Raw genomic sequence first — 22,357 nt, forward strand, 5'->3', positions numbered from 1 at the left:
ATACATCACGTTCACACATGCATTTTCATACATGAAAGGAGAGCGTTATGCAAAAAGGAAGCTTTCAATTAGTTCTGCAGACAGGAAGTTTGGTTGTCGGCTTCATGGTGTGGGTCATTCTTTCCTCACTTATGCCCTATATCCAGTCCGATATTGCCCTCAAGCCGGGAGAGGTGGCGTTAGTCACGGCCATCCCTGTCATATTGGGGTCTTTATTAAGAGTCCCAATCGGCTACTGGACCAACCGGTATGGTGCAAGGCCTATTTTTACCATAAGCTTCATTGTCTTGATTCTGCCTGTGTTTGTGATCAGTTTAGCAGGTACGAAGATGACCCTCATCCTCGGAGGGCTTTTACTGGGAATAGGCGGAGCAGTTTTCTCTGTCGGTGTTACCTCCTTGCCCAAATACTATCCAAAAGAACGGCACGGTTTTGTAAACGGCATTTATGGCGCCGGCAACATCGGCACAGCATTAACCGCTTTTTTGGCGCCGGTACTGGCAAACAGCTTCGGCTGGCGAATTACGGTGCAGTTCTTTATCATCCTTTTAGCACTCATTGCGGTATTAAACTTCCTGCTTGGTGACCGTAAGGAAAAGAAAGTCCAGGTGTCTCTCGGGGAGCAGATTAAAAGTGTTTACCGCAATCCCAAGTTATGGCTGTTAAGTTTGTTTTATTTCATCACGTTCGGATCCTTCGTAGCTTTTACCATTTATTTGCCCAATTTCCTTGTAAATCACTTTGGACTGGATAAAGTGGATGCAGGACTTCGGACGGCCGGCTTTATTGCAATTGCTACCTTTTTGCGCCCTGTCGGCGGTTGGCTTGGGGATAAATTCAATTCCTTTGTCATTTTGATGCTTGTATTCTCCGGGCTGACATTCGGCGGCTTTCTCCTATCCTTCACGCCATCACTTCCGATCTACACAGTTGGATGTCTCGGTGTAGCAATTTGTGCAGGAATCGGAAATGGTACGATATTTAAACTTGTGCCCATGTATTTTTCCAAACAAGCCGGGATTGTCAATGGGATAGTTGCTGCTATGGGGGGACTTGGCGGATTTTTCCCGCCGATTATTTTAACCATCCTGTTCGATTGGACCGGGCATTATGCCATTGGTTTTATGGCATTATCCGAATTTGCCCTTGCAAGCTTAATTCTGGTCGTTTGGCTTTACTACCAGGATAAACTCAGCTTATCGAAACAGGTCCTTGAAAGTACTGAGTCCGGCATGATGATTACCGATTTAAAAGGAATTATTAAAAAAGTAAATCCTGCCTTTACAAAGGTTACTGGATATACACCGGAGGAAGCGGTCGGCAAAACACCTGCAATCCTGCAGTCAGGAAAACATACAAAAGATTTTTATAAGCAGATGTGGGAGGAAATTGAGACGAAAGGATATTGGCAGGGTGAAATCTGGAACAAAAAGAAAAACGGAGAGATCTTTCCAGAGTGGCTAACCATCAGTACCATCAAAAATGATGCAGAAGAACCAAAGCTGCATGTTGCGATGTTCAGCGATATCTCAAAAAAATAAAAAACAGCTTCCTCCATGGGAGCTGTTTTCTACTTTATAGGCCAGATGCGGTTCCTTCATCGTTTTCACGCAACTCTTGCAAATGTCCTTTATGGTTCATTCCGAATAACACTCTTTCCTCTGCACGATTGTGAATATCCACCAGCAGGAGAATGGTTTTAAAACGGTCAATCACTTCTTCCGTTACTCCATCACGCGGAATTCTTTCCTTCAGATCAGAAACAAGCATTCTTAAGAGATCATGATCTCTGATCAGCTTAATGACTTCCTCCTTCAGGTCCGGTTTATCGTTCATAACCTCCTGATAAAACCCTTCCTCTTCGGAATCCGCATGGGCAATGGTTCTGGTCTCCCAATGCTCCACGAGAGCCTCTGCAGCAATCCCGCACTCCTTCTCTCTGCCTTCACGATCCAGTTTAACGAGCACTTCAGTGAGATCGCGGCCTTCCGTATAATACCCGTCATGAATGGATTGGTGTGAATAATGGTTTTTTAACGCTGGGCCTGCCAACAATAATTCCTCCTTGTAAAGGAAAAAGAAAGGCTGTATCACGATGAAGCCTTTCCGCTCCTTATTTCTTTTAGCGCTTAGTTACATCCTGATTTTTAGCAGGCGACATTTTCCGATACACAAGATATCTCCTTTTCAGATAAGCCAAAGGCAGGCTCCACACATGAACCAGCCTTGTAAATGGCCAGATGGCAAATAGGACAAATGCCAGCAATACATGTGCCTGGAAGCCGATCGGCGCTCCGATCATATAGGCGGGATCCGGGTTAAAGGTTAAAAGCCCTCTAAACCATGGGCCAATGGTCACCCTGTAATCGAAATCCCCTCCGGATGCCGTGTATCCGACTGTGTTGGTAAAACCGACGATGACCACAATGCCAAGCATAACGAGTGATAGCCAGTCTTTGAATTGGCTGTTCACTTTAATCCGTTTTACGGATGCACGTCTTGCAAATAGCAATGCACCGCCGATTACGCAAATGACTCCAGCCGCTCCGCCAAACCAGACGGCGCCAAAATGATACATATGCTCCGTAATCCCCACAGTATCGTAGAATACTTTAGGTATCAATACGCCTGCTACATGACCGAAAAACACGAAGACAATGCCCCAATGGAACAGAATGCTGCCCCATTTAAGCTTTTTCTTTTCCAGGAATTCACTTGATTTAGCCGACCAGCCAAACTGGTCTGTATTGTAACGGTAAATATGCCCGAGCACGAATATCGTCAGACAAATATAAGGGAAAATCACCCATAAAAACAGATCAAGACTGCTCATATGATTCTCCTTTCATCCGAGCTGCCAATTGTATCAGATGCGCGAAGCAGCTTGATGCAGTCGACACATGCCGCCAGCAGGAAGTGATAAGGACTGTTCTGGGCTTCAAGTTCCAAAGACAGGCGCTCAATTGACCGAAAGTGCAGCTTCAGCAGCTTAGCTGATTTCTCAGGTTCCGTAATAGCCGCAAATTCCAAAATAAGCGGCAGATAGTCCGGAAGCTCGCCGCTCTCGAGCTCTGCCCCCGCCTCCTTGAATTCCTGCCTCAATTTAACCAGCGCCGGCCCTCTCTCCCGATTATCTTTAAACACGGAATATGTCAGGTACAAGGTGCTGCGTTCATTAAAATCAAAGGTCAGGACATAATTTTGGCACAGATTCTCATAAGCAGTACTGTCCAGATAGTTCAAAAATTTCTTCAGGCTGGCGGCGATTTGCTTATCATCCAGGGAGTCCGCTTCACTATGCAGGTCAGGCAAATAGTCTTTCCATTCACTGGATGGGTACTGAAGCAGGACAGATGCTAAATTATAGACCGCTTGGCTTTGATTCATCCAAATCACTCCAATATTCCTCGCCGTAATAGTAAAGCGGATCTCTTTCGGAACCGACACTGCAGGAATTACAGTCTGTGGCCAAATCATCAAAGCCGGCATTTCCTTGCATTTTGTGCATATCACCGATTCTTTCTTTATGGGAAGCTGGGATCACATATCGGTCGGAATACTTGGCAATAGCTGAGAGTTCATACATATCGCGAGCTGTCTCTTCTGTCATTCCCGATGCTTGCAGTACGCTTGTGTCCGGTTCTTTTCCCAGGTTGATCTGGCGCATATAGGTCCGCATCGCAACAAGCTTTTTAAGCACAGATTTAATCACTTCTGTATCACCTGCTGTGAACAAATTGGCTAAATACTCGATTGGGATCCTGAACTGGTTAATCGTTGGGAAAATGATGTTTGGATCCAAATCATCAAGTTGTCCTCCGAACGCATTCACAAATGGGCTTAGCGGCGGAACATACCAAACCATCGGCAGCGTGCGATATTCAGGATGAAGCGGAAGCGCAATCCGCTGTTCCACGGCCATTTTATAAACTGGCGATCTTTGCGCGGCTTCAATCCAATCATCCGGAATGCCTTCTTTTTTCGCTTCCTTAATTACTTCCGGATCATGAGGATCCAGGAACATATCCAGCTGGGCTTCGTATAAATCTTTATCATCAGGAACAGATGCCGCTTCCTTCACTTTATCGGCATCATATAGGACAATCCCGATATAGCGAAGCCTGCCGACACAGGTTTCCGAACAGACAGTTGGCAGCCCTGCTTCAATTCTCGGATAACAGAAGGTGCATTTTTCAGCTTTATGGGTCTTCCAGTTAAAATAGACTTTTTTATACGGACATCCCGTCATACAGAACCGCCAGCTGCGGCATGCTTCCTGGTCCACAAGCACAATACCGTCTTCTTCCCGCTTGTACATGGCTCCTGATGGGCAGGAAGACACGCAGGAAGGATTCATGCAGTGCTCACAAATCCTCGGCAGATACATCATAAATGCCTGTTCAAATTCAAATTTAATTTGATCATCCAGCCCAGCCATGTTCGGATCCTTCTTTCCGGTTACATGCACACCTGCGAGGTCATCCTCCCAGTTCGGGCCCCATTGGATGTCCATATACTCACCTGTCAGCTGGGACTTTGGCCTTGCTACCGGCTGATGTTTTTTCTCAGGGCTCTGAATCAGGTTTTCATAGTCATATGTCCAGGGCTCATAATAATCATCAATATCGGCAAGGTCAGGGTTATAGAAGATATTGAGCAGTTTATTGACGCGGCCGCCTGCCTTCAGCTCCAGCTTCCCATTTTTCAGCGCCCACCCGCCTTTTCTCAGCTCCTGGTTTTCCCATTCCTTCGGATAGCCGATGCCCGGCTTGGTCTCCACATTGTTCCACCATTGGTATTCAACACCCGGACGGTTCGTCCAGGTGTTTTTACAGGTCACACTGCAGGTATGGCAGCCGATGCATTTATCAAGATTCATGACCATCCCGAACTGCGCTTTAATCTTCAAGCCAATCCACCTCATCCCTGTTCATTTTCCGGATAACCACCTTTTCATCCCTCTGGTTCCCAGTTGGTCCATAGTAATTAAATCCGTAGCTAAACTGAGCATAGCCGCCAATCATTTGAGTCGGCTTCACATGGATTCTTGTCGGGCTGTTAAAGGTGCCTCCGCGCTGTTTGGTGATAGGGGAACCAGGCACATTAATGTGGCGTTCCTGAACGTGATACATGAACACGATTCCCTGTGGCATTCTGTGGCTGACCACAGCTCTGGCCACGACGACACCGTTCCGGTTATACATCTCAATCCAGTCATTATCCTCTATGCCGACAGACGCAGCATCTTCATTATTGAGCCAGACATGCGGCCCGCCGCGGAAAAGGGTCAGCATTGGGAGCGTATCTCCGTATGTGCTGTGATACGACCACTTAAAATGCGGTGTTAAATAGCTAAGGGTGATTTCATTTCCTTTGCCTGCAGGCTCATGATCACCTTTGTAGAAAGCAAGCTTATGGAGCGGCGCCTTAAAGTTCGGAAGCTCTTCGCCAAACTCCAGCATTAAATCATGATCCATGTAAATATGCTGCCTGCCCGTCAGGGTCCTCCATGGCACTAGGCGCTCCACATTTGTGGTAAAAGGATTGTAACGCCGGTTTCCGGTTTCCGTTCCGCTGAATACCGGAGATGAAATAACCTTCCTTGGCTGAGCTGTAATTTCTGCAAAGGACACATGCTCTTCTGCCCTTTCCTCCGCCAAATCCTTCAGCTGCAATCCTGTTTTCTTTTCTAATGCCCCCCAGGCTTTCATCGCAAGCGAACCATTGGTTGTGCTGGACAATGTCAGAATCGTCTCAGCTGCATTCCGATCCGTATATAGGCTTGGCAGGTCTTTGTAATCCTTTGTCTGTGAAGCTGTGCCAATCATGGCCTTCAGCTTTTCATATTCTTTGGCAGCATCCCACCCGATTCCTTTTGATCCGATTGATTCTTTTACATTCGAACCGAGTGCAATGAACTTGTCATACACCTTCGAAAGATCTCTTTTCACCAGATGAAGCCTAGGCATATTAACGCCCGGCTGTGGCTCTGCATCCCCATTTTTCCAGTCCGGTATTTTCCCGTATGCCTGGGAGATTTCGTCCCTGGAATCATGCAAGAGCGGTGTTGCCACAAGATCGGTAATCGGCTCTTTAAAATACTTTCCTGCCATTTCAGAAAAACGCTTCGCCAGATTTTTAAATGCGTCCCAGTCCGATTTGGCTTCCCATGGAGGAGTAATCGCCGGATTGAACGGATGGATAAAAGGGTGCATATCCGTGCTCGAAACATCATATTTTTCATACCAGGTCGCAGACGGCATGATAATATCAGAGTATAAGCCGGTTCCGCACATTCTAAAGTCATAGTCGATCATCAGATCAAGCTTGCCCTCAGGCACCTCCTGCACCCAGCTGATTTCATTGGTCAGGTCTTCCTCATTCTGCTCGCTCAAGTTTCCATGATGTGTACCCAGAAGATGCTTCAGGAAATATTCATGTCCCTTGGCAGAGCTTCCGATCAGGTTGGCCCGCCACACAAACAGGACCTTCGGAAAGTTTTTCGGATCCTCCGGATTTTCGATGGCAAACTTCAGTGTACCTTCCTTCAGCTGCCTGACGACCGATTGAATGATTTCATCTTTGTCTGTCAGTCCAGTTTTTTCGGCAATTTTAATGGAATTTTCATTAAACTGCGGATAGGACGGCAGCCACCCGAGTCTTGCAGAAAGGACATTATAATCACCTGGATGCTTATAAGTCGGTTTGTCGACGAGCGGTGAAATTAATTCATCAGACATTTGATTGTCATAGCGCCATTGCTCAGTTGCAAAATAGAAAAAGGAAGTCCCGTTCTGGAGCCTTGGCGGGCCGCCCCAGTCCCTCGCCATGGCAACGGTCTGCCAGCCTTCAAGCGGCCGGACTTTTTCCTGGCCTACGTAATGCGCCCATCCTCCTCCATTTACACCCTGGCAGCCAGTAAGGAGAACCATATTCAAAATGGCGCGGTAAATCATATCCGAATGGTACCAATGATTAATTCCCGATCCCATGATAATCATGGACCTTCCCTTTGAATCGATGGCATTTTGAGCAAACTCTCTTGCAATCTGTGCACAATCCTTCCTGTTCACCCCTGTGATGCCTTCTTGCCATGAAGGTGTATAAGGCTTCGGATCATCGTAATCCTTCGGGTAATCTCCAGGCAAATCCCGATTCACGCCGCAATTGGCCAGAAGCATATCAAAAACGGTTGTCACCACATAGGTTTCCCCGTCCTTTTTAAACTTTTTAACAGGAATCCCACGCTTTAACACTTCTTTTTTCTCTGTCCCGAAGAACGGAAATCCGGCCATTACAACTTCATCTTCCATACCCTTAAGGGTAAGAACCGGGTCTATGCCATCCAGTTCATTATCACTGTCTTTTAAATGAAGATTCCAGCTCTGGTTATTTTCCCAGCGGTGTCCTATGCTGCCATTAGGAACGGCAAACTCTTTTGTGTTCTTATCGAGCACTACGGTTTTCCATTCCCCGTTCTCTGTTTTTCTGCCAATATCTGATGCTCTTAAAAACTTATCTCCCTGATAAAAGTCACCATTTTTCTTTAACACAAGAAGATAAGGCAGATCTGTATATTGCTTAACATAGTTATTAAAATAGTCCACCTGCTGGTCAACATAGAACTCCTTCAAAATAACATGAGTCATCGCCATGGCGATGGCTCCGTCCATGCCCGCCTGTACAGGCAGCCATTTATCGGCAAACTTAACGAATTCAGCATAGTCAGGGCTTACAGCCACCACTTTAGTTCCGCGATAGCGGGCTTCCACCATGAAGTGCGAATCCGGAGTCCGTGTCTGCGGCAGATTGGAGCCCCAAACCATTAAATAGCTGGAATTATACCAATCCGAGCTCTCCGGCACATCGGTCTGTTCCCCCCAGATCTGCGGTGAAGCAGGAGGCAAATCTGCATACCAATCATAGAAGCTTAAGAGTGATGCCCCAATCAGATTTAAAAATCTCGCACCGCCCGCATAGCTGACCATTGACATGGCTGGGATCGGCGAGAAGCCAAAAATCCGATCAGGTCCAAACTCTTCGATTGTATGAATCAGTGAGGCCGAAATCAGCGTGTTCAATTCATCCCAGCTTGAGCGGACAAAACCGCCTTTACCCCTCGCTGATTTATATCTGGCAGACTTATCTGGATCATTTACAATGCTTTTCCAGGCTTCAACCGGATCTTTATGCTCTTTATAAGCCTCTCTCCACAGCTCAATCAAAGCGCTGCGGACATATGGATAACGGATCCGAATGGGACTGTATGTATACCATGAAAACGTTGCACCTCTTGGACATCCCCTCGGTTCATACTCCGGCATATTAGGCCCTGTGGTAGGATAGTCTGTCTGCTGGGTCTCCCATGTGATAATTCCGTCCTTGACATGCACCTTCCAGCTGCAGGACCCCGTGCAGTTTACACCATGGGTTGTTCTCACTACCTTATCGTGCTGCCATCGTCTCCTGTAAATTTTCTCAGTTTCCCGGTCATAAGGTGAAACGGTGGCATGATCTGTTATGTCCTCCGATTTTCCAAAGTAACGCAATTTCCTCAAAAACGGCGGTATTTTTTTAGTCAATCTTAATCATCCCTTCCTTTCAGAACGTTACTATTGTTTACAAAATTAGGGGAAGTTATCCTGTTTGGTGTAATTATGGAAGATAATAGACTCTGGTTGGCGAATACCCTGTTATACATAGTTTAAACATTATTTTTCCAATTATTTGAATAGTTTTAAAATAAAAAAAGAGAGCAGACCCGTAAGAAAACTTGGTCAACTCTCTCTTTCAATTAAGCTCCTAATCCCGTTAATACTCTCATCTGCTTTCTTGCCCTGAAAATCCTGGTTTTCACAGTTGAAGGCTTTAAATTTAGAACAGCGGCAATTTCATGCTCTTTTAATCCTCCATCAACTTTGAGCAAAAGTACTTCCTGGTAGTTCGATGCAAGCTGTCTGATGGCTGACTTGATTTCCTTAAGCGCAAAACCTGATTCCACTTCCTGTTCGACATCTTGCTTTGTAATGAGGCAGAAGCTTTCAAGAGTGTCCTGCTCCATCGGCACTGCAGTCTTCCGCTTTTCCCGCCGAATCATATCCAGTGCGGTTCTTCTGGCAATGACAGACAGCCATGCCCCTGCTTTTTCTTCATCTATAATGGTTTCCGCCTTCTTCATGGCTTTAATAAACGTTTCCTGAACGATATCTTCTGCAAGATACGCGTCCCTTGTCATCGAAAAACATATATGATAAAGCCGTTTATAATAGCAGGTATACAGCTCTGCAATATCCATAATTCCCCTCTTCCCTTACTCCTCTAATTTCAGCGAAATGCTCACCTTGAACAAATCACCATCTGTATCTATTTCGAGATTCCCTTCATGAAGGTCAATGATCGACTTCGCAATGGCGAGCCCCAGTCCGGAACCATCTGTATGCCTTGATTTATCTCCCCGCTTAAATCGCTCATACAATTCTTCACTCTGGTCATCGAGCTCGTATTTTGAAACATTTTTAAACGTAATGACTGCCTGGCCTTTGGCTTTCGCAAGGGCAATATAGACCCGTGAATGTTCCAATGAATATTTAAGAATATTGCCTATTAAATTATCAAATACCCGCCAGAGCTTTTGGCCATCCACATTGGCGATTGCCGGATGATCAGGCTTGGTGACACGGAATTGCAGATTGGATTCCCTAATGGCATTATCATGCTCTGCAAGCGCCTGCTGCAGCAGCTGGACCAGGTCTACTCTTTCTTTTCGAAGCTCAATATTGCCGGTTGCCATCTTTGAGACCTCGAATAAATCATCAATCAAAACTTTTAACCGTTTAGATTTCCGGTCAATGATCTCAAGGTAGGCAGAGCGATCATCTTCTGATACCTCGCCTGACTTCATCAGCTGCGTGTACGTAATAATGGAAGTCAAAGGTGTCCTTAAATCATGGCTGACGTTTGTAATCAGTTCCGTTTTCAGCCTTTCGCTTTTTGCCTGTTCGCTAAGGGACGTTTTTACGCCCTGCTTCAATACATTCATGTTTCCTGCGAGTGAAGCCAGGACGCCTTTTCCTTTAACCGGCAAGTCCTGTCCCATGTGGCCTGAAGCCAATTCATCTGCAGTCTCAACAATACGGTTGAAATATCCAACGCGTCTGATTAATGCCATAACAAGAGGAATACCAGCAAAAGCTAAAACTAGTACATAAAACAGGACAAACAGCGGGTGGAAGAACATGATAATGGAACCCATTCCCATTCCAAAGATGATTAATAGAACAACAAACAGCTGCGTTCCTGTGCTCCGGTTTATAAAAGCTTCCTGGAGGCTGGTTTTCAAACCGCTGGCCGCCCTATACATCAGACTTTTTTTCAAGACTGATTTTGCGTTTTCGAAGTCCTTAAATTCACTTGCAATATATTTGAACTGTACAATTGTCAGGCCGCAAAGAACCGATGCTCCTAGGAGAACAATAATCAATTCAATTACACGCGAGAAGATGTTGTAGCTGTCTATAAGAAAATCGTTTACCAGAAAAAGTGCTAAAATGCCGCCCATTGCTGATAAACCTAAGAAGGTGATCCGTAAATCAATAGGCATCTTATTGTATAAAGGCTCCCACCTTTTGATTTCAGCTGACAGGGCCTTTGATTTTCTGCCGGCAATCAATGCAGCGATAACAGCTAAAACCGCTGAACCGCCATAAATTAATAAGACAATCTGTTTTTGTTTGAAATGATTATTCTGATCAATGAACATATTTGATTCAGGAAGGTTTTTAGCAAGGCCTATTTGTCCCTTAAAGTAGCCTGATTGCGATTCAACCAGTGCCTGATCAAATTCCTCATATCCCCCCATAATAAAATGAAGGAAATAATTTTTATCCATCGTATAATCGGTATGATATAGCATTTCTTTTTCCATGACTTCATCCGGAGATTCATTCCTGGCTAAAGTTAAATTGGTATATACTTCACCAGTCGAAGTGTCTTTGAAATAATAGGTAAATGAATCCTTATAGTAATCGTACTGATCCCGGAGCTGTTCTTTCTCTTTATAGAATTCTTCTAATTTCTCTTCTTTTTCCTTAACCACTTTGGTGCGTACATGTTCGTCACTTTCAAAGTTTTTCGTGACATCTTCAATTTTTTTATACATTTGATCTTTTAAAGATTGTGCTATTTCACTGCTGTTCACCGCTTTTGCTTCTTCAATCCTAGGCTCATATTGGTTCTTTATACTATCAATTTGTTCAGGAAGTGTTCCATAACGATAACGATGTTCATTAATTTCCTCTTCCGTCACCTCAATCGCTTCTTTCGCTTTTTCAATAGGCACGTTATTCAGTTCATACAATTCCAGATAGCCGGCATATTGATCTATTTCACTTCTGAACTCTGCTGTGTGAAAGTAATCAGGGTTTGCATATTCCCTCGCATTAATCAAAACTGCCAAAACGCCGCTTGCTCCGAAAGCAAATAAAACCATTATCATCACAATGATGAATCTATTTTTCCATCTTGTATCCAATTCCCCATACCACCTTTAAATATCTCGGATTTTTCGGATCAATTTCAATTTTTTCACGGATTTTCCGAATATGTACCGCCACCGTATTTTCCGCGTTATAGCACGGTTCGTTCCATACCCGTTCATAAATTTCATCTATGGAGAAAACGCGTCCGGCATTTGTCATTAAAAGCTCCACAATTTTATACTCGATTGGAGTCAATTTCACCGGCTCTCCATTAACAGTCACTGCTTTTGCTTCCTTATCAAGCATAAGGCCGTTCAGATCAATGACCTTTTTAACTCCTTCAAATGTTCCGAATGTCACATATCTTCTCAGCTGCGATTTCACGCGGGCAACCAATTCCATCGGATTGAAGGGCTTGGTCACATAATCATCAGCGCCAACTTGCAGCCCGAGGATTTTATCGGTATCCTCTGTTTTGGCACTCAGGATGATAATCGGGATGTTTTTCTTCTCGCGAATTTTATATGTAGCCGAAATGCCATCCAGCCTTGGCATCATGACATCTAAAATAATCAAATGCACCTGGTTCTCATTCAAAATCTCCAGAGCTTCGATTCCATCCTTTGCTTTTAAAACGGTGATGCCTTCATTTTTGAGATAAATTTCAATGGCGTCCCTGATCTCTTTTTCGTCATCTACGACAAGTACATTATAGTTATCCATAATTCCCCTGCTTTCACGGTGCTCTTTTTCATATTTTTATACTAAACGTAAAATCTTAACATTAATGTAATAGAAATCTTAAGAATTTCTTAAGATTGGATTTGTGTTTTCTAAATTTTGCCCGTTGATTTCCGCTCCAGGCACTTGCTTTCCGCGGGGAGGAATGCGAGCCTCCTCGGCTCCGCCTGCGGGGTCTCACACTTCCCTCACTTCCCGCAGGAGTCGAGCGCCCTCCGCTCCAATCAACTCAGAGGTCAAATGTAGTTAGCTGCCTTTACGAGGATTGGATTAATCTTATCTCTTCTATTTTATATAGGGTGAAAATGGAAATATAGACTTGTATTTGCAGGACGCAAAAAAGCACCACCCTCCAGCTGAGTTTGCTGACGGATGGTGCATAAAGAATAAAATTCATCTTTTAATAGGACCTGACAGGCGAAACCAGCTGAATATAAGACTCGCCGCTGACAGGCTTGATTATAACCGGTCTCATTGAGCCGCTGAAGCTCAAAAGAACATGCTCTTCCTGTATGGCTTTTAGGGCATCCATTAAAAAGGTCCCATCGAGTGAAATAGATAGTTCCCGCTCGCCAATGATTTCTAAAAGAGGCTGTGTTTCTTCAATTTTTCCCATGGCAGAGGAAACAGAGGATATTTTCAATGCTCCTTCTTTCATCTCCAAAAGGACATTATTATTTTTCCACTCATGGGCAAACAGGCAGGCGCGGTCAATACCCTTTAATAGTTTTTTTGCATCCAGTTTTATGACTGTTTTCGCTTCCTTCGGGATAAGTCCAGTTACATCTGGATACTTGCCTTCGATAAGCCGTGAACAGAGCATGATTGATTTTGTTTTGAAAACTAAATAGCTCTCTGATGAAAAGATTTGTACTTTACTTTCTTCCTGATGAGCCAATAGCTTTAAAAGTTCCTTAAGGCTGGAGCCCGGAACAATGAAAGAGCCATTAAATGAATAACGGATCCCTGTCTCCAGAAAAGCTAATCGATGTGAATCAGTTGCGGCACATGAAAAGCTTTTTCCGTTAAAATTCATATGTACACCGGTAAGAGCCGGCCTTGTATCATTCTTTGAAACAGCAAACACGGTTTGCTTTATCATTTCTATTAATTTTGCTGAAGAAAGTTCAATTCCTTGAGAATCTTCAAATTCGGGAAGTGCTGGATACTCTTCAGCAGGAAACCCATTTAATGAAGTGAGGATTTCGTCTGACATTATTGTCATGCTATTCTTTTCATCCGCTTTGATATGGATATCACCCGGCAGCTTTTTAATGAGCTCTGTCAGGTATCTGGATGTTACAACAACACTTCCACTCTCTGCAATCTCAAGTCCGGCTTCTTCATCAGATGCAGGAATGACCTTTTCAATCACAATATCAGTGTTACTCCCAGTGAGTGTTAAATGATTCTCACCTGCAGTCAGCTTTATCCCGGTCAAAATAGGAAAAGGAGTCTTAGCTGATACTACACTGCTTACTTCTCCAATTGCTTTATGAAAATAATCATTCTTAATTATAAACTCCATTCATACCCCGCCTATTTTTTTCGATAGGGTATTCTTTCGACAAAATTCCTGAAAATCCCTTTCACTTTGTCAGCTTAACTTTTTATGAAACAGTTCGATGGGATAAAGCTTATCAGCTCTTATGGCATCATGAATTTGCCTAATGACTTTGGCATCACGGAATTCCTCGTCCTTAAACCTTTTAAAGTCTGATAGATTGACCCACTTGCTATCGGCTATTTCTTCTTCCTGAAGGCTCAAAAACCCCCCTGTTATTTGACCAATAAAATGAAATAAGATGACCTGATGGTCCGTACTGCTGATAAAGTTATAGATTCCAGTTGTATGAGTCAGCTTAACATCCAGGCCTGTTTCTTCTTTAACTTCCCTGCAGGCAGCTTCAAGAATATCTTCCCCTTTTTCAACATGGCCTGACGGGTAATTCCATTTATTCTTTACTGTGGCTTTATTCTCTTTTATCATCAGCACTTTGCCTTCTTGTATAATTGATGTACTGACAACAAGCACGATTTCGTTCTGTGTCATTCAGCAGATCTCCTTTCCTATTCATTCACCCAATGCTCTGGTCTCTGTAAATCCTTAGGCAGCTTCGTATGCATATCCCCTTTTGCTGAATTAACCTGAGCCTGTGTGAGAAAAATACTTCCCATTAGATTGGCTCCGCTTAAATCTGCGTCCCTGAAGTCCGCCCCAATAAGATCTGTATATCTCAAATCAGCTTTGCGCAGGTCAGCTGCAATAAATAAGGATCCTCTTAAATTCGCCCCGCAGAAAACCTCACCTCTTAATTTGGCCCCGATAAAATCTCGCCGGCCGTTATTTTTTTTTGAAGATTTGTGATTTAATCCTGAATTCCTCCTGACAATCTCACTGGCTATCAGAAGCAGCTTATTGACTTCTTCCCTATGTGCCTGAACATCGATAGCCATAATTAAATCCGGTTCCATATTAGTTAACTCCTCCGTTTTGCCCAAAATCCCACTGACTTCACCATGAATAGGCCTGGCGGCTTCCAAATGCAAAATTTCAGTCAAGTAGAAAAGCATTTCATGAAGCTGGTGCATGACGGGGAACACATCAAACATTTCTTTCTGAAGTTCTGGATGACTGCGCCAGTCTCTATTCTTAAAGGTGTTTTGAGATACTTGCTGGCCTGCACCAAAGCACTCAAATGAGGTACATCCTCTGAAGCCTTTTCCCCTGAGGTCAGCATGAATTTGACAGCGATAATCAGCCTTAAGATTTGGACATGGCTTGCCTGCTTCTTTATCGAAAGCAAAGTCTGCAGATTTTGCATAAGGCAGGGCCACACAGCAAAGCCCAAAACAATTTTCACAATCGGGTATTAAATTACTCATTTGAACACGCACTTCCTTTCGTTCAAAGTACAGGAAAGATGTCATCAATATTTTTTTATTTGATACTGTTCTTGACTTTCCTTACGGGAATGTTTAATCTTTCTGCAAATGGAAATTATTCTTAATATCTCATTATTAAGGAGTGACTTCATGTCCAGAAATAAATATAAAGAAAAGGCAATGAGTGCCGTAAACAAGCTAAAATCAAACCTTAAAGGGAAGCTTTATGAAATGGCAGACATTCCTTCCGTGTCTGTTAAGCAGCTGTCAGAATTCATTCAGCAGCATCCCGATACACAAATAACAAAGAGAGAGCTGCTTGGAAACACCTACACTTTTTACCGGCTAAATGCGAATGATGACTTTCTGTATATGGAGACAATCAATGAACGAATTCTTCAACTGGATGGATCCTCACATGGAAAAAGATTTGTTTCTTATCGATCCTACCGGGATTCCCATAATTTGAATACTCCAATGAGGTTAACATAACCGCCTTCAGCCAAGTGAGCTTCACATCATGGGAAGCTCACTTATTCCTATTTGCTGATGATTGGTTTATAAGATATTTTGACAGTTTAATAGATTCTTCTATTCGTTCAAGCTTTCCTGCATAAAGTCTATCTTCCTCACCTTTGCGAATATTGATGGCATCTTGTATAATTGGGTGCCATTCTTCCGGCAAATGCTTTAGAGAGTACTCCCCGGCCCCTTGCTTAGAGATAATATCCTTCTCCCTCAATGTGTAAAACTGCCGCAATAAACCCAGCACCGTCCATTCAATTTCTTTATCCACCTCAGACTCGGCTACTTGTTCAAGTTCATCAATCGATTTCTCGATTGCCAGGATTCGATTTGCCCAATAGGTATTCATGTTTTCATAAGTGTATAAAACCAAATCATTGTCATTTATCTCTATTACCGGAAGAGCTCCATAAATGGCAATTCCTTTCTTTTTTAAAAGCCACCAGGTGACTGGGTTCAGGAAATGCCCATAATTCATTTTGCCGTTATTATAAAAGTAACTTTCACAGAGTTTTCCGAGATCATTCTGAGTTATATAAACCCCATCCATCTCAGGAAACTGATAATTGTCAGCTATTATTTTATGAATCTCCTCAGCCTTTTCCAATTCTGATTGGGTTAACCCTCTATGTGTAACCGCAATAAAATCAATATCGCTTGATCCTTCTACATAAGCATCCAGTGCAAGCGATCCATGCAAATATAGACCTTCAAGCTGATTAGGCATATATTCTTTATATAGTTTCATGTACTTATTCAGCAGATCATTAACTGCTATTGGAAGTTCTCTCATCTGCACTACTCCCCTGACATTTTAATCAATTTTTGATTGTCCCATATTATGGAATCAACCGATATTGTTAAGTTTACTAAAAAAGTGAATTTTTTCAATATTAGCAACGTATTAAATAAAAGGTTAAGAATTTTGCAGGATACTGACATCCAACTTGTCATGAAAGCGGGGAAAATGAATGACTGTTTTAGAGGTAAGAAATCTGCAAAAATCATTTGGCTCAATCAAGGCTGTCCAGGATATCAGTTTCACGGTTCATGCCGGTGAAGTTTTCACAATAATTGGACCTAACGGAGCAGGTAAGACGACGACACTGGAAATGATTGAAGGCCTTGTTTCACCTGATAATGGCGTAATTCATTTTGGTGACCTTGATTGGAATAAACATGCCGTTTCGATAAAAAAGAAGATTGGTGTACAGCCTCAGTCAAGTGCTATGTTTGATTTGCTTACACCAGAAGAAAACCTAAACCTTTTTGCTTCCTTTTACGACCATGCCCGGCCAACGGAAGAGATTCTTGAAATTGTCAACCTGACTGAGCACCGCAAAAATCACGTTAAAAAACTTTCAGGCGGCCAGAGGCAAAGGCTCGCCATTGGGCTGGCCCTGATTAGTGACCCGGAGATCATTTTTCTGGATGAACCGACAACCGGCCTCGATCCCCAGGCCCGAAGAAATATATGGGATATTATTCTCCATCTAAAGGAATTAGGCAAAACAACCATTTTAACGACACATTACATGGAAGAAGCGGAAAAGCTAAGTGACCGGGTATGCATTGTGGACCAGGGGAATGTGATTACACTCGATACCCCTTCCGCACTCATTGAGAAGCTGACGGATGAGCGGGAAATAAGAATGAGCTTTCTTGATGGAGAAAAGGCAGCTGAGGACGCTGATTGTTTTTCTAAGGAGCTGGCATCTGTTTCCAAAACAGAACGGGAAGGGGCGGCTCTGAAAATATGGGCATCAAAACCGGAAGAAACCCTTTTGGACTTATTTAAATTTACTAAAGAAAATTCATACGGAGTGGAACAGGTCTCCATACGGGAAATGAGCCTGGAAGATGTGTTTATTGCATTCACCGGCAAAGAATGGAGGGATTAACATTAAATTTAATCAATTTAAAATGATGTTTCTGGCGCAGCTGAAATTAACTCTTCGTGAAAAACAGGCATGGTTCTGGGGCATCTTTTTCCCTGTTATTTTAATGGTCATCTTTATGGTCATTTTCAGCGGAAATTCAGATGAAGAGTTTAAAACAGAGGTTGCCTTAGTCGATCCAAGTCCGAATCAGGCTTCCGAGATGATGATATCTCAGATCAGTGAGCTTCCTGTTTTTGAGGTGAAATCAGGTAAGCCAGTTACGAGGGATAAAGCGGAAGAATGGGTAAAAGATCAGGAAGTCGATGCCGCCATTATCCTGCCAGAGTCAGCGGAAGCATCCTCTGTGTTTCTTGTTATCAATAAAGAAAATGAACAAGGTGCAGCAGCCCAGGCGGTTTCCGGCATTCTGGATAAGTTTGTGCAGCAGGCTAATTTACTGGCTGCAGGTGCCTCTCCTAAATATGATCTGCAATATGAATCGATTACATCAGGCACCAATGAATTGGATTATACCGATTTTCTTTTAACCGGAATGATTGCTTTATCCATTGCCCAGGGCGGCATGTTTGGCATGGTGGACCTGGTGGAAATGCGCAGAAAGGGATTAATCAAAAGACTGCGCATGACCCCGGCCAATATGGGGATATTCGGGTTAAGCGATATGGTAATGAGACTTTTGTTCAGCATTGTGCAGATCGTATTGCTCTCGTTAATAGGAGTCCTCGTATTCGGCGCCAACCTTTATATTAATCCTTTTACCCTGATTATCATATTTTTGATCGGCGCTCTATCCTTTAATGCTCTTGGCTACTTCTTCTCCTCTTTCAGCAAAACGACCGAGGCTTATATGGGAGTAGCCAATATCTGCAGCTTTCTCATGATGTTTTTAAGCGGAGTGTTTTTCCCTATAGAAACGATGCCTGAATGGATTCAGCCGATTTCGGCTGTTCTGCCGCTCACCTATTTCGCTGATGGTTTAAGAGAGAGCATGGTGTATGAAACCGGCTTAGCTACTGCGTCACTTTGGGCAGGAATTGCCGTAATGGTGATTTGGGGTGCGGTTACCTTCCTTCTGGGGTCGGTGCTTTATAAACGAAAGGCGATTGCTGCAGACAGATAAAAATGAAGGGCCCGGCTGCCTGGTATCAGGCGGCTGGACCACATATCAGAACCACATTGGGAGAAACACTTAATAACATTTTCCTCACTTTTTCTTTGACAGATCTTCATGATCAGCAGCCATAGGCGGCATTTCGAACCAGCCTTGTTCTATTAAGAGATTCATCCCATCTTCTGCCAGCAGTCCAATCTCAGCAATCATCCGTGCATAGTTTGCTGCAATATCCCTTCGCTGCGACATGGCCATCGCTTCCCCATAGAAGCCGATAGAAGCAGATAGAAGGGTTGAGATATGATACATCATAAGTTTATCAGAAAAGGGAGGAGTGGTAGAATCCGTTACTTCTGCCTCAAATGTCCTGGGGATATTCAGATTCGACTGCGTTAATATCCCTGATAAAATTTCAAGATGTTTGCGGCATAATTGTCTGCTTCTTTCCATATACTTTTGAACCTCTTTATGTTGAGCTACTTGTCCAAATCCAAGTTCTAAAACAACCTTCATCATTATTTTTTGCATATTCAGATAGATCCCGCTGATTTCAATCGCATTTACAGGTCTCCGCTTCCCGAACCATCCAGTTAAGTAACTCTGTTTCCCTACAAAGTCAATTTCGTGCTGGTTGTTTAATATCGGCGGTTTGACCATTACCCCTTTCTCAATTAAAACATCAGCAGAACGATCAAATAATTCCATCGTTTCATCTATAACCTGCTTCATATACTTCCTAATGTCTGCCCGCGTAGCATTGCTTAAGGCACCTGAATATCTTGTCCCCCCATGTATTGCCATAATGTGTATGTACATCCCCATAAAAATATCAGTAAATAATAACGGTGCATGCACATTAACATCTTTGTCAGTGAAACCAAATGGAATTGGCTGATTCTCTTTTGATAAAAACCCATTAATTTTTTTTATGTGGCTTTCTGATAATTTGAGGGCAAATTCAAGTACTTTGCGGATCTCTTTGTCCTTTACATGGTTCAAAAAATGCCGCAGGATACAAACAGCAAGGCTGTCATTCACATATTGTGACCAAAGGGTTGCGTGTTCGGCTGCAGTAAGCTTGTCTTCATAATTTCCGCCAGGCATATCTTTCCCTCCTGCATTTTGTCTGGTATATGGTTCCCCGCCATTCGCATATTTATTAAAAAGATTTCCAGCATCATATCAAGTGCGGTAAAAATATCAAAAAAGGTGAAACCATCTGGGTTTCACCTCAAACTCGTCAATTATAAATTTTCAAAAAACACTCTGATTACATCTGCTCCCCCAATAAAGGTTCCGAGTGAGCTGCCCAAATTGGATAGGACAACAATCAATAAAATACGGCTCACTTTGTTTCTCCAGAATCCTTTAACACTAAATACATCTTCAGTCAAGGTCTCAAAATCTCTTACGTTGGGCCGTCTAACATAAGCTTGTGTCAGTCCGGCAAACCAGCCTGCTGCAAGCAGGGGATTCAGCGAAGTAATCGGTGCTGCAACAAAGGCAGTCAGAATCGTCAGCGGATGCCCCATTGCAATAGCAGCTCCCAGTGCTGACAAGGACCCATTCCATATAATCCAGCTGATCGTCTGCGCAAGACCCGCAGAAGGATTTGCGAAGAAGGTATAGGCGATAATAGCTAAAATGAACACCGGAATACTCCAGCCAATGATCTTTGGAACACTGGATTTTGGAGGACGCTCAGTCAATTTGGCCATGTCCTGTTCTTTTTTAATTTCCTCTTTGATCCCAGGTACATGGGCCGCCCCCAGCACCGCAACAATTTTTTCTCCTGGCGCATCTTTAATTTTCTGCGCGAGGTATTGATCCCGCTCGTCAATGAGTGGTTTTTTTAGTCGCGGAAAACTATCGGTAAATTCATTTAGAATCGCATTTATTGTATCCTGATTCTTCATTTTTTCAAGTTCTTCTTCAGTTATGGTATCTTTACTGAAAATACTTGCTATTACCTGACTGAGAAGCAGTGATTTTCCTTTTAATCCAAGGTTGCCCCATATCCTTGCAAAGGTAATTTGTATATTGCGGTCAGCCAGAACGAGATTTGCCCCTGTTTCCTTGGCTGACTCAATCCCCTGGATCATTTCCTGGCCTGCCTTAATGCCAAATTGGTCAGCCATACGGTTTTGAAAGGAAGAAATCGCAAGATTCATTAAAAGCAGTGATGCTTTCTTTTCCTTGATCACCTGGATGATATCCATTTCTTTCCACTTGCTGCCTTCTGTAATCGACTGATATCTCTGTTCATCCAATTCGACACAAACAGAGTCAGGCTGTTCAGCCTCAATGACTTCCTTCACCTGTTCTGCACTGTGCTTTGACACGTGTGCTGTTCCGATCAGTATGTATTCCTTGCCGTCTAAATGAATCCTTGTTATGTTTTCCTCTGACATAAATACCTTCCTTAGATACAAATTCAATTATGTATGCTTTAGCTTTGTCCTCATTATATCATGAACTGCCGGGAGATTTTAATCTATTAACCGCCAAACAGAACAAATGTTTTGATATAATAAAAGAATGCATGAAAAAAATGCAAATATGACATAAAGGTGGAAATAATATTGAATGGTACCGCCCATGCAGCAATTGGAGCAGCAGCAGGATACGTGGCAGCGAACACTGTTCATGCCAGCCCCTCCACAACCCTTTTATTAGTCGGTATCGGGAGTGTTTCAGGATTAGTACCTGATCTTGATATTGATGGGAAGCTTCGTGACCGTCTTACACTATCACATGAAGTCGTTCAGACCGTTGCCCAAATCATTGGAATTTTAATGATTATTTATAGTTTTTATGAGGGCTCCCCTAAAGAGAAATGGCTTGGAATGGCTATAGGAATCAGTATGACCGCCATTTCTGCGAAAATCAGGCAAAAACATATGCTGACTATTACGGGAATTGGTGTCCTGGCAGGTGGCGTCATTCTGCAGGAACTTTGGCTCATATTATTTGGGATTTATATATTGATAGCTTCCTTTGTTTCCCACCGCAGTTATACTCATTCCCTGCTGGGGGTTATTTTTTTCGCATTCATTTCTTCAAGACTTGAAATATCCCTTGGCATAGAAGGAGTCTATTATACCTGCCTTGCCGGTTACATAAGTCATTTGATTGCCGATTTAAAAATCCTGCCCTTTAATAAGAGAGGGGTAAAGCTCTTTCTTCCCCTTTCATCGAAAGAGATTTAAGACTGCAGCCGCTCAAATTTCTGAGCGGTTTAATCTTTGATTGGAATAAAAACTTCTACCTCTTCCTCCTCATTTGGAGCCGGATAAAAAACTTCAATAATATAATGATCAATAGACTGCTGGCGGTTATTCCCGCTGAGCCAACGGTTAAGCCGCGAATGCAAATCACCCATCTCAGCAGTCTTTCCTCTGATCGATGCATAAGTGTGCTCGGCCTCTAAATACTCCATCCCATATGGCAGCGTTTCTGCTTTTTCATGAACTAAATACCCGGTAAAAAAGGTACCCTCTAAGTGGTCTTCCCCTCTCTTAGGTTCATAAAAGGCCACTTCTAAACCGATGCTGTTTTGAACAAGATGGCCCTGCTTTAAAAAAGCCTGAGCTGCTTCAGGCACCAAATGGGCATAATCCTTAAATAAACCCCTGTTTTTTATGACAACTGCTTTGAATTCTTTTAATGCCACATTGCACATATTAGAAATCCCCCAAACTTTTATTCATATGAAA

The 22,357-nt window shown here is 43.1% G+C and carries 20 protein-coding genes; 5 read left to right on the forward strand and 15 right to left on the reverse strand.

Annotation, left to right across the window (positions count from 1 at the left end):
• Positions 1-47 precede the first annotated feature (47 nt).
• Positions 48-1,541, forward strand: coding sequence for a nitrate/nitrite transporter (locus CE058_RS05795; protein WP_048009995.1), 1,494 nt, complete (start codon positions 48-50; stop codon positions 1,539-1,541).
• 34 nt (positions 1,542-1,575) lie between these two features.
• Here CE058_RS05795 and CE058_RS05800 read toward each other — a convergent pair whose 3' ends face one another.
• From CE058_RS05800 to CE058_RS05850, 11 genes are all read right to left on the reverse strand, one after another.
• A complete protein-coding gene (locus CE058_RS05800; protein ID WP_048009994.1) occupies positions 1,576-2,052 on the reverse strand; it encodes a hemerythrin domain-containing protein in 477 nt (158 codons plus the stop codon).
• 70 nt (positions 2,053-2,122) lie between these two features.
• Entirely contained in the window at positions 2,123-2,833 is a 711-nt protein-coding gene (gene narI / locus CE058_RS05805; RefSeq protein WP_048009993.1) for a respiratory nitrate reductase subunit gamma, read from the reverse strand.
• Positions 2,830-3,387 carry a nitrate reductase molybdenum cofactor assembly chaperone gene (gene narJ / locus CE058_RS05810; protein ID WP_048009992.1) on the reverse strand — a complete coding sequence of 186 codons (558 nt, stop codon included), beginning with the start codon at positions 3,385-3,387 and terminating at the stop codon, positions 2,830-2,832. Before narJ ends, narI begins: the two co-directional genes overlap by 4 nt.
• Positions 3,362-4,909: a nitrate reductase subunit beta gene (gene narH, locus CE058_RS05815; RefSeq protein WP_048009991.1), complete on the reverse strand. Its 1,548-nt coding sequence runs from the start codon at positions 4,907-4,909 to the stop codon at positions 3,362-3,364. The genes narJ and narH overlap by 26 nt, the downstream gene beginning before the upstream one ends.
• Positions 4,899-8,582, reverse strand: a complete 3,684-nt coding sequence (locus CE058_RS05820; protein ID WP_048009990.1) for a nitrate reductase subunit alpha — start codon at positions 8,580-8,582, stop codon at positions 4,899-4,901. Before CE058_RS05820 ends, narH begins: the two co-directional genes overlap by 11 nt.
• A gap of 212 nt (positions 8,583-8,794) precedes the next feature.
• Positions 8,795-9,295, reverse strand: coding sequence for an RNA polymerase sigma factor (locus CE058_RS05825; protein WP_048009989.1), 501 nt, complete (start codon positions 9,293-9,295; stop codon positions 8,795-8,797).
• A 15-nt stretch (positions 9,296-9,310) separates the two neighbouring features.
• Positions 9,311-11,530, reverse strand: coding sequence for a sensor histidine kinase (locus CE058_RS05830; RefSeq protein WP_250800765.1), 2,220 nt, complete (start codon positions 11,528-11,530; stop codon positions 9,311-9,313).
• Complete coding sequence (locus tag CE058_RS05835; RefSeq protein ID WP_163141022.1) at positions 11,508-12,200, reverse strand: response regulator transcription factor; 693 nt, start codon at positions 12,198-12,200, stop codon at positions 11,508-11,510. The genes CE058_RS05830 and CE058_RS05835 overlap by 23 nt, the downstream gene beginning before the upstream one ends.
• A gap of 418 nt (positions 12,201-12,618) precedes the next feature.
• Complete coding sequence (gene dnaN, locus CE058_RS05840) at positions 12,619-13,746, reverse strand: DNA polymerase III subunit beta (protein WP_163141025.1); 1,128 nt, start codon at positions 13,744-13,746, stop codon at positions 12,619-12,621.
• Between the two features lie 69 nt (positions 13,747-13,815).
• A complete protein-coding gene (locus CE058_RS05845; RefSeq protein WP_163141028.1) occupies positions 13,816-14,271 on the reverse strand; it encodes an NUDIX hydrolase in 456 nt (151 codons plus the stop codon).
• A gap of 17 nt (positions 14,272-14,288) precedes the next feature.
• Positions 14,289-15,104, reverse strand: a complete 816-nt coding sequence (locus CE058_RS05850) for a pentapeptide repeat-containing protein (protein WP_286167895.1) — start codon at positions 15,102-15,104, stop codon at positions 14,289-14,291.
• A gap of 150 nt (positions 15,105-15,254) precedes the next feature.
• Between CE058_RS05850 and CE058_RS05855 the strand changes: the two genes are divergently transcribed.
• Positions 15,255-15,596 carry a hypothetical protein gene (locus CE058_RS05855; RefSeq protein ID WP_163141034.1) on the forward strand — a complete coding sequence of 114 codons (342 nt, stop codon included), beginning with the start codon at positions 15,255-15,257 and terminating at the stop codon, positions 15,594-15,596.
• Positions 15,597-15,633: 37 nt separating this feature from the next.
• Here CE058_RS05855 and CE058_RS05860 read toward each other — a convergent pair whose 3' ends face one another.
• Entirely contained in the window at positions 15,634-16,422 is a 789-nt protein-coding gene (locus CE058_RS05860; protein ID WP_163141037.1) for an aminoglycoside adenylyltransferase domain-containing protein, read from the reverse strand.
• Positions 16,423-16,600: 178 nt separating this feature from the next.
• Here CE058_RS05860 and CE058_RS05865 point away from each other — a divergent pair, with 178 nt between their 5' ends.
• A complete protein-coding gene (locus CE058_RS05865) occupies positions 16,601-17,530 on the forward strand; it encodes an ABC transporter ATP-binding protein (protein ID WP_163141040.1) in 930 nt (309 codons plus the stop codon).
• Complete coding sequence (locus CE058_RS05870; RefSeq protein WP_286167897.1) at positions 17,490-18,650, forward strand: ABC transporter permease; 1,161 nt, start codon at positions 17,490-17,492, stop codon at positions 18,648-18,650. Before CE058_RS05865 ends, CE058_RS05870 begins: the two co-directional genes overlap by 41 nt.
• 84 nt (positions 18,651-18,734) lie before the next feature.
• Here CE058_RS05870 and CE058_RS05875 read toward each other — a convergent pair whose 3' ends face one another.
• Positions 18,735-19,745: a DUF3231 family protein gene (locus tag CE058_RS05875; protein ID WP_163141043.1), complete on the reverse strand. Its 1,011-nt coding sequence runs from the start codon at positions 19,743-19,745 to the stop codon at positions 18,735-18,737.
• 140 nt (positions 19,746-19,885) lie between these two features.
• A complete protein-coding gene (locus CE058_RS05880; protein ID WP_163141046.1) occupies positions 19,886-21,052 on the reverse strand; it encodes a TraB/GumN family protein in 1,167 nt (388 codons plus the stop codon).
• 171 nt (positions 21,053-21,223) lie between these two features.
• Between CE058_RS05880 and CE058_RS05885 the strand changes: the two genes are divergently transcribed.
• Positions 21,224-21,850, forward strand: coding sequence for a metal-dependent hydrolase (locus CE058_RS05885; RefSeq protein WP_163141049.1), 627 nt, complete (start codon positions 21,224-21,226; stop codon positions 21,848-21,850).
• Positions 21,851-21,879: 29 nt separating this feature from the next.
• Here CE058_RS05885 and CE058_RS05890 read toward each other — a convergent pair whose 3' ends face one another.
• Positions 21,880-22,323: a GyrI-like domain-containing protein gene (locus tag CE058_RS05890; RefSeq protein WP_163141052.1), complete on the reverse strand. Its 444-nt coding sequence runs from the start codon at positions 22,321-22,323 to the stop codon at positions 21,880-21,882.
• Between the last annotated feature and the right edge of the window lie 34 nt (positions 22,324-22,357).

The sequence above is a fragment of the Bacillus sp. 22-7 genome, assembly GCF_010628845.1.
Classification (GTDB): domain Bacteria; phylum Bacillota; class Bacilli; order Bacillales; family Cytobacillaceae; genus Cytobacillus; species Cytobacillus firmus_B.

Excerpts from the sequence above, each read along its gene's own strand:
- CE058_RS05795 (WP_048009995.1), top strand. The coding sequence starts at position 48 with ATGCAAAAAGGAAGCTTTCAATTAGTTCTGCAGACAGGAAGTTTGGTT.
- narI (WP_048009993.1), bottom strand. The coding sequence starts at position 2,833 with ATGAGCAGTCTTGATCTGTTTTTATGGGTGATTTTCCCTTATATTTGT.
- narJ (WP_048009992.1), bottom strand. The coding sequence starts at position 3,387 with ATGAATCAAAGCCAAGCGGTCTATAATTTAGCATCTGTCCTGCTTCAG.
- CE058_RS05825 (WP_048009989.1), bottom strand. The coding sequence starts at position 9,295 with ATGGATATTGCAGAGCTGTATACCTGCTATTATAAACGGCTTTATCAT.
- CE058_RS05835 (WP_163141022.1), bottom strand. The coding sequence starts at position 12,200 with ATGGATAACTATAATGTACTTGTCGTAGATGACGAAAAAGAGATCAGG.
- dnaN (WP_163141025.1), bottom strand. The coding sequence starts at position 13,746 with ATGGAGTTTATAATTAAGAATGATTATTTTCATAAAGCAATTGGAGAA.
- CE058_RS05845 (WP_163141028.1), bottom strand. The coding sequence starts at position 14,271 with ATGACACAGAACGAAATCGTGCTTGTTGTCAGTACATCAATTATACAA.
- CE058_RS05850 (WP_286167895.1), bottom strand. The coding sequence starts at position 15,104 with ATGAGTAATTTAATACCCGATTGTGAAAATTGTTTTGGGCTTTGCTGT.
- CE058_RS05855 (WP_163141034.1), top strand. The coding sequence starts at position 15,255 with ATGTCCAGAAATAAATATAAAGAAAAGGCAATGAGTGCCGTAAACAAG.
- CE058_RS05860 (WP_163141037.1), bottom strand. The coding sequence starts at position 16,422 with ATGAGAGAACTTCCAATAGCAGTTAATGATCTGCTGAATAAGTACATG.
- CE058_RS05865 (WP_163141040.1), top strand. The coding sequence starts at position 16,601 with ATGACTGTTTTAGAGGTAAGAAATCTGCAAAAATCATTTGGCTCAATC.
- CE058_RS05870 (WP_286167897.1), top strand. The coding sequence starts at position 17,490 with ATGTGTTTATTGCATTCACCGGCAAAGAATGGAGGGATTAACATTAAA.
- CE058_RS05875 (WP_163141043.1), bottom strand. The coding sequence starts at position 19,745 with ATGCCTGGCGGAAATTATGAAGACAAGCTTACTGCAGCCGAACACGCA.
- CE058_RS05880 (WP_163141046.1), bottom strand. The coding sequence starts at position 21,052 with ATGTCAGAGGAAAACATAACAAGGATTCATTTAGACGGCAAGGAATAC.
- CE058_RS05890 (WP_163141052.1), bottom strand. The coding sequence starts at position 22,323 with ATGTGCAATGTGGCATTAAAAGAATTCAAAGCAGTTGTCATAAAAAAC.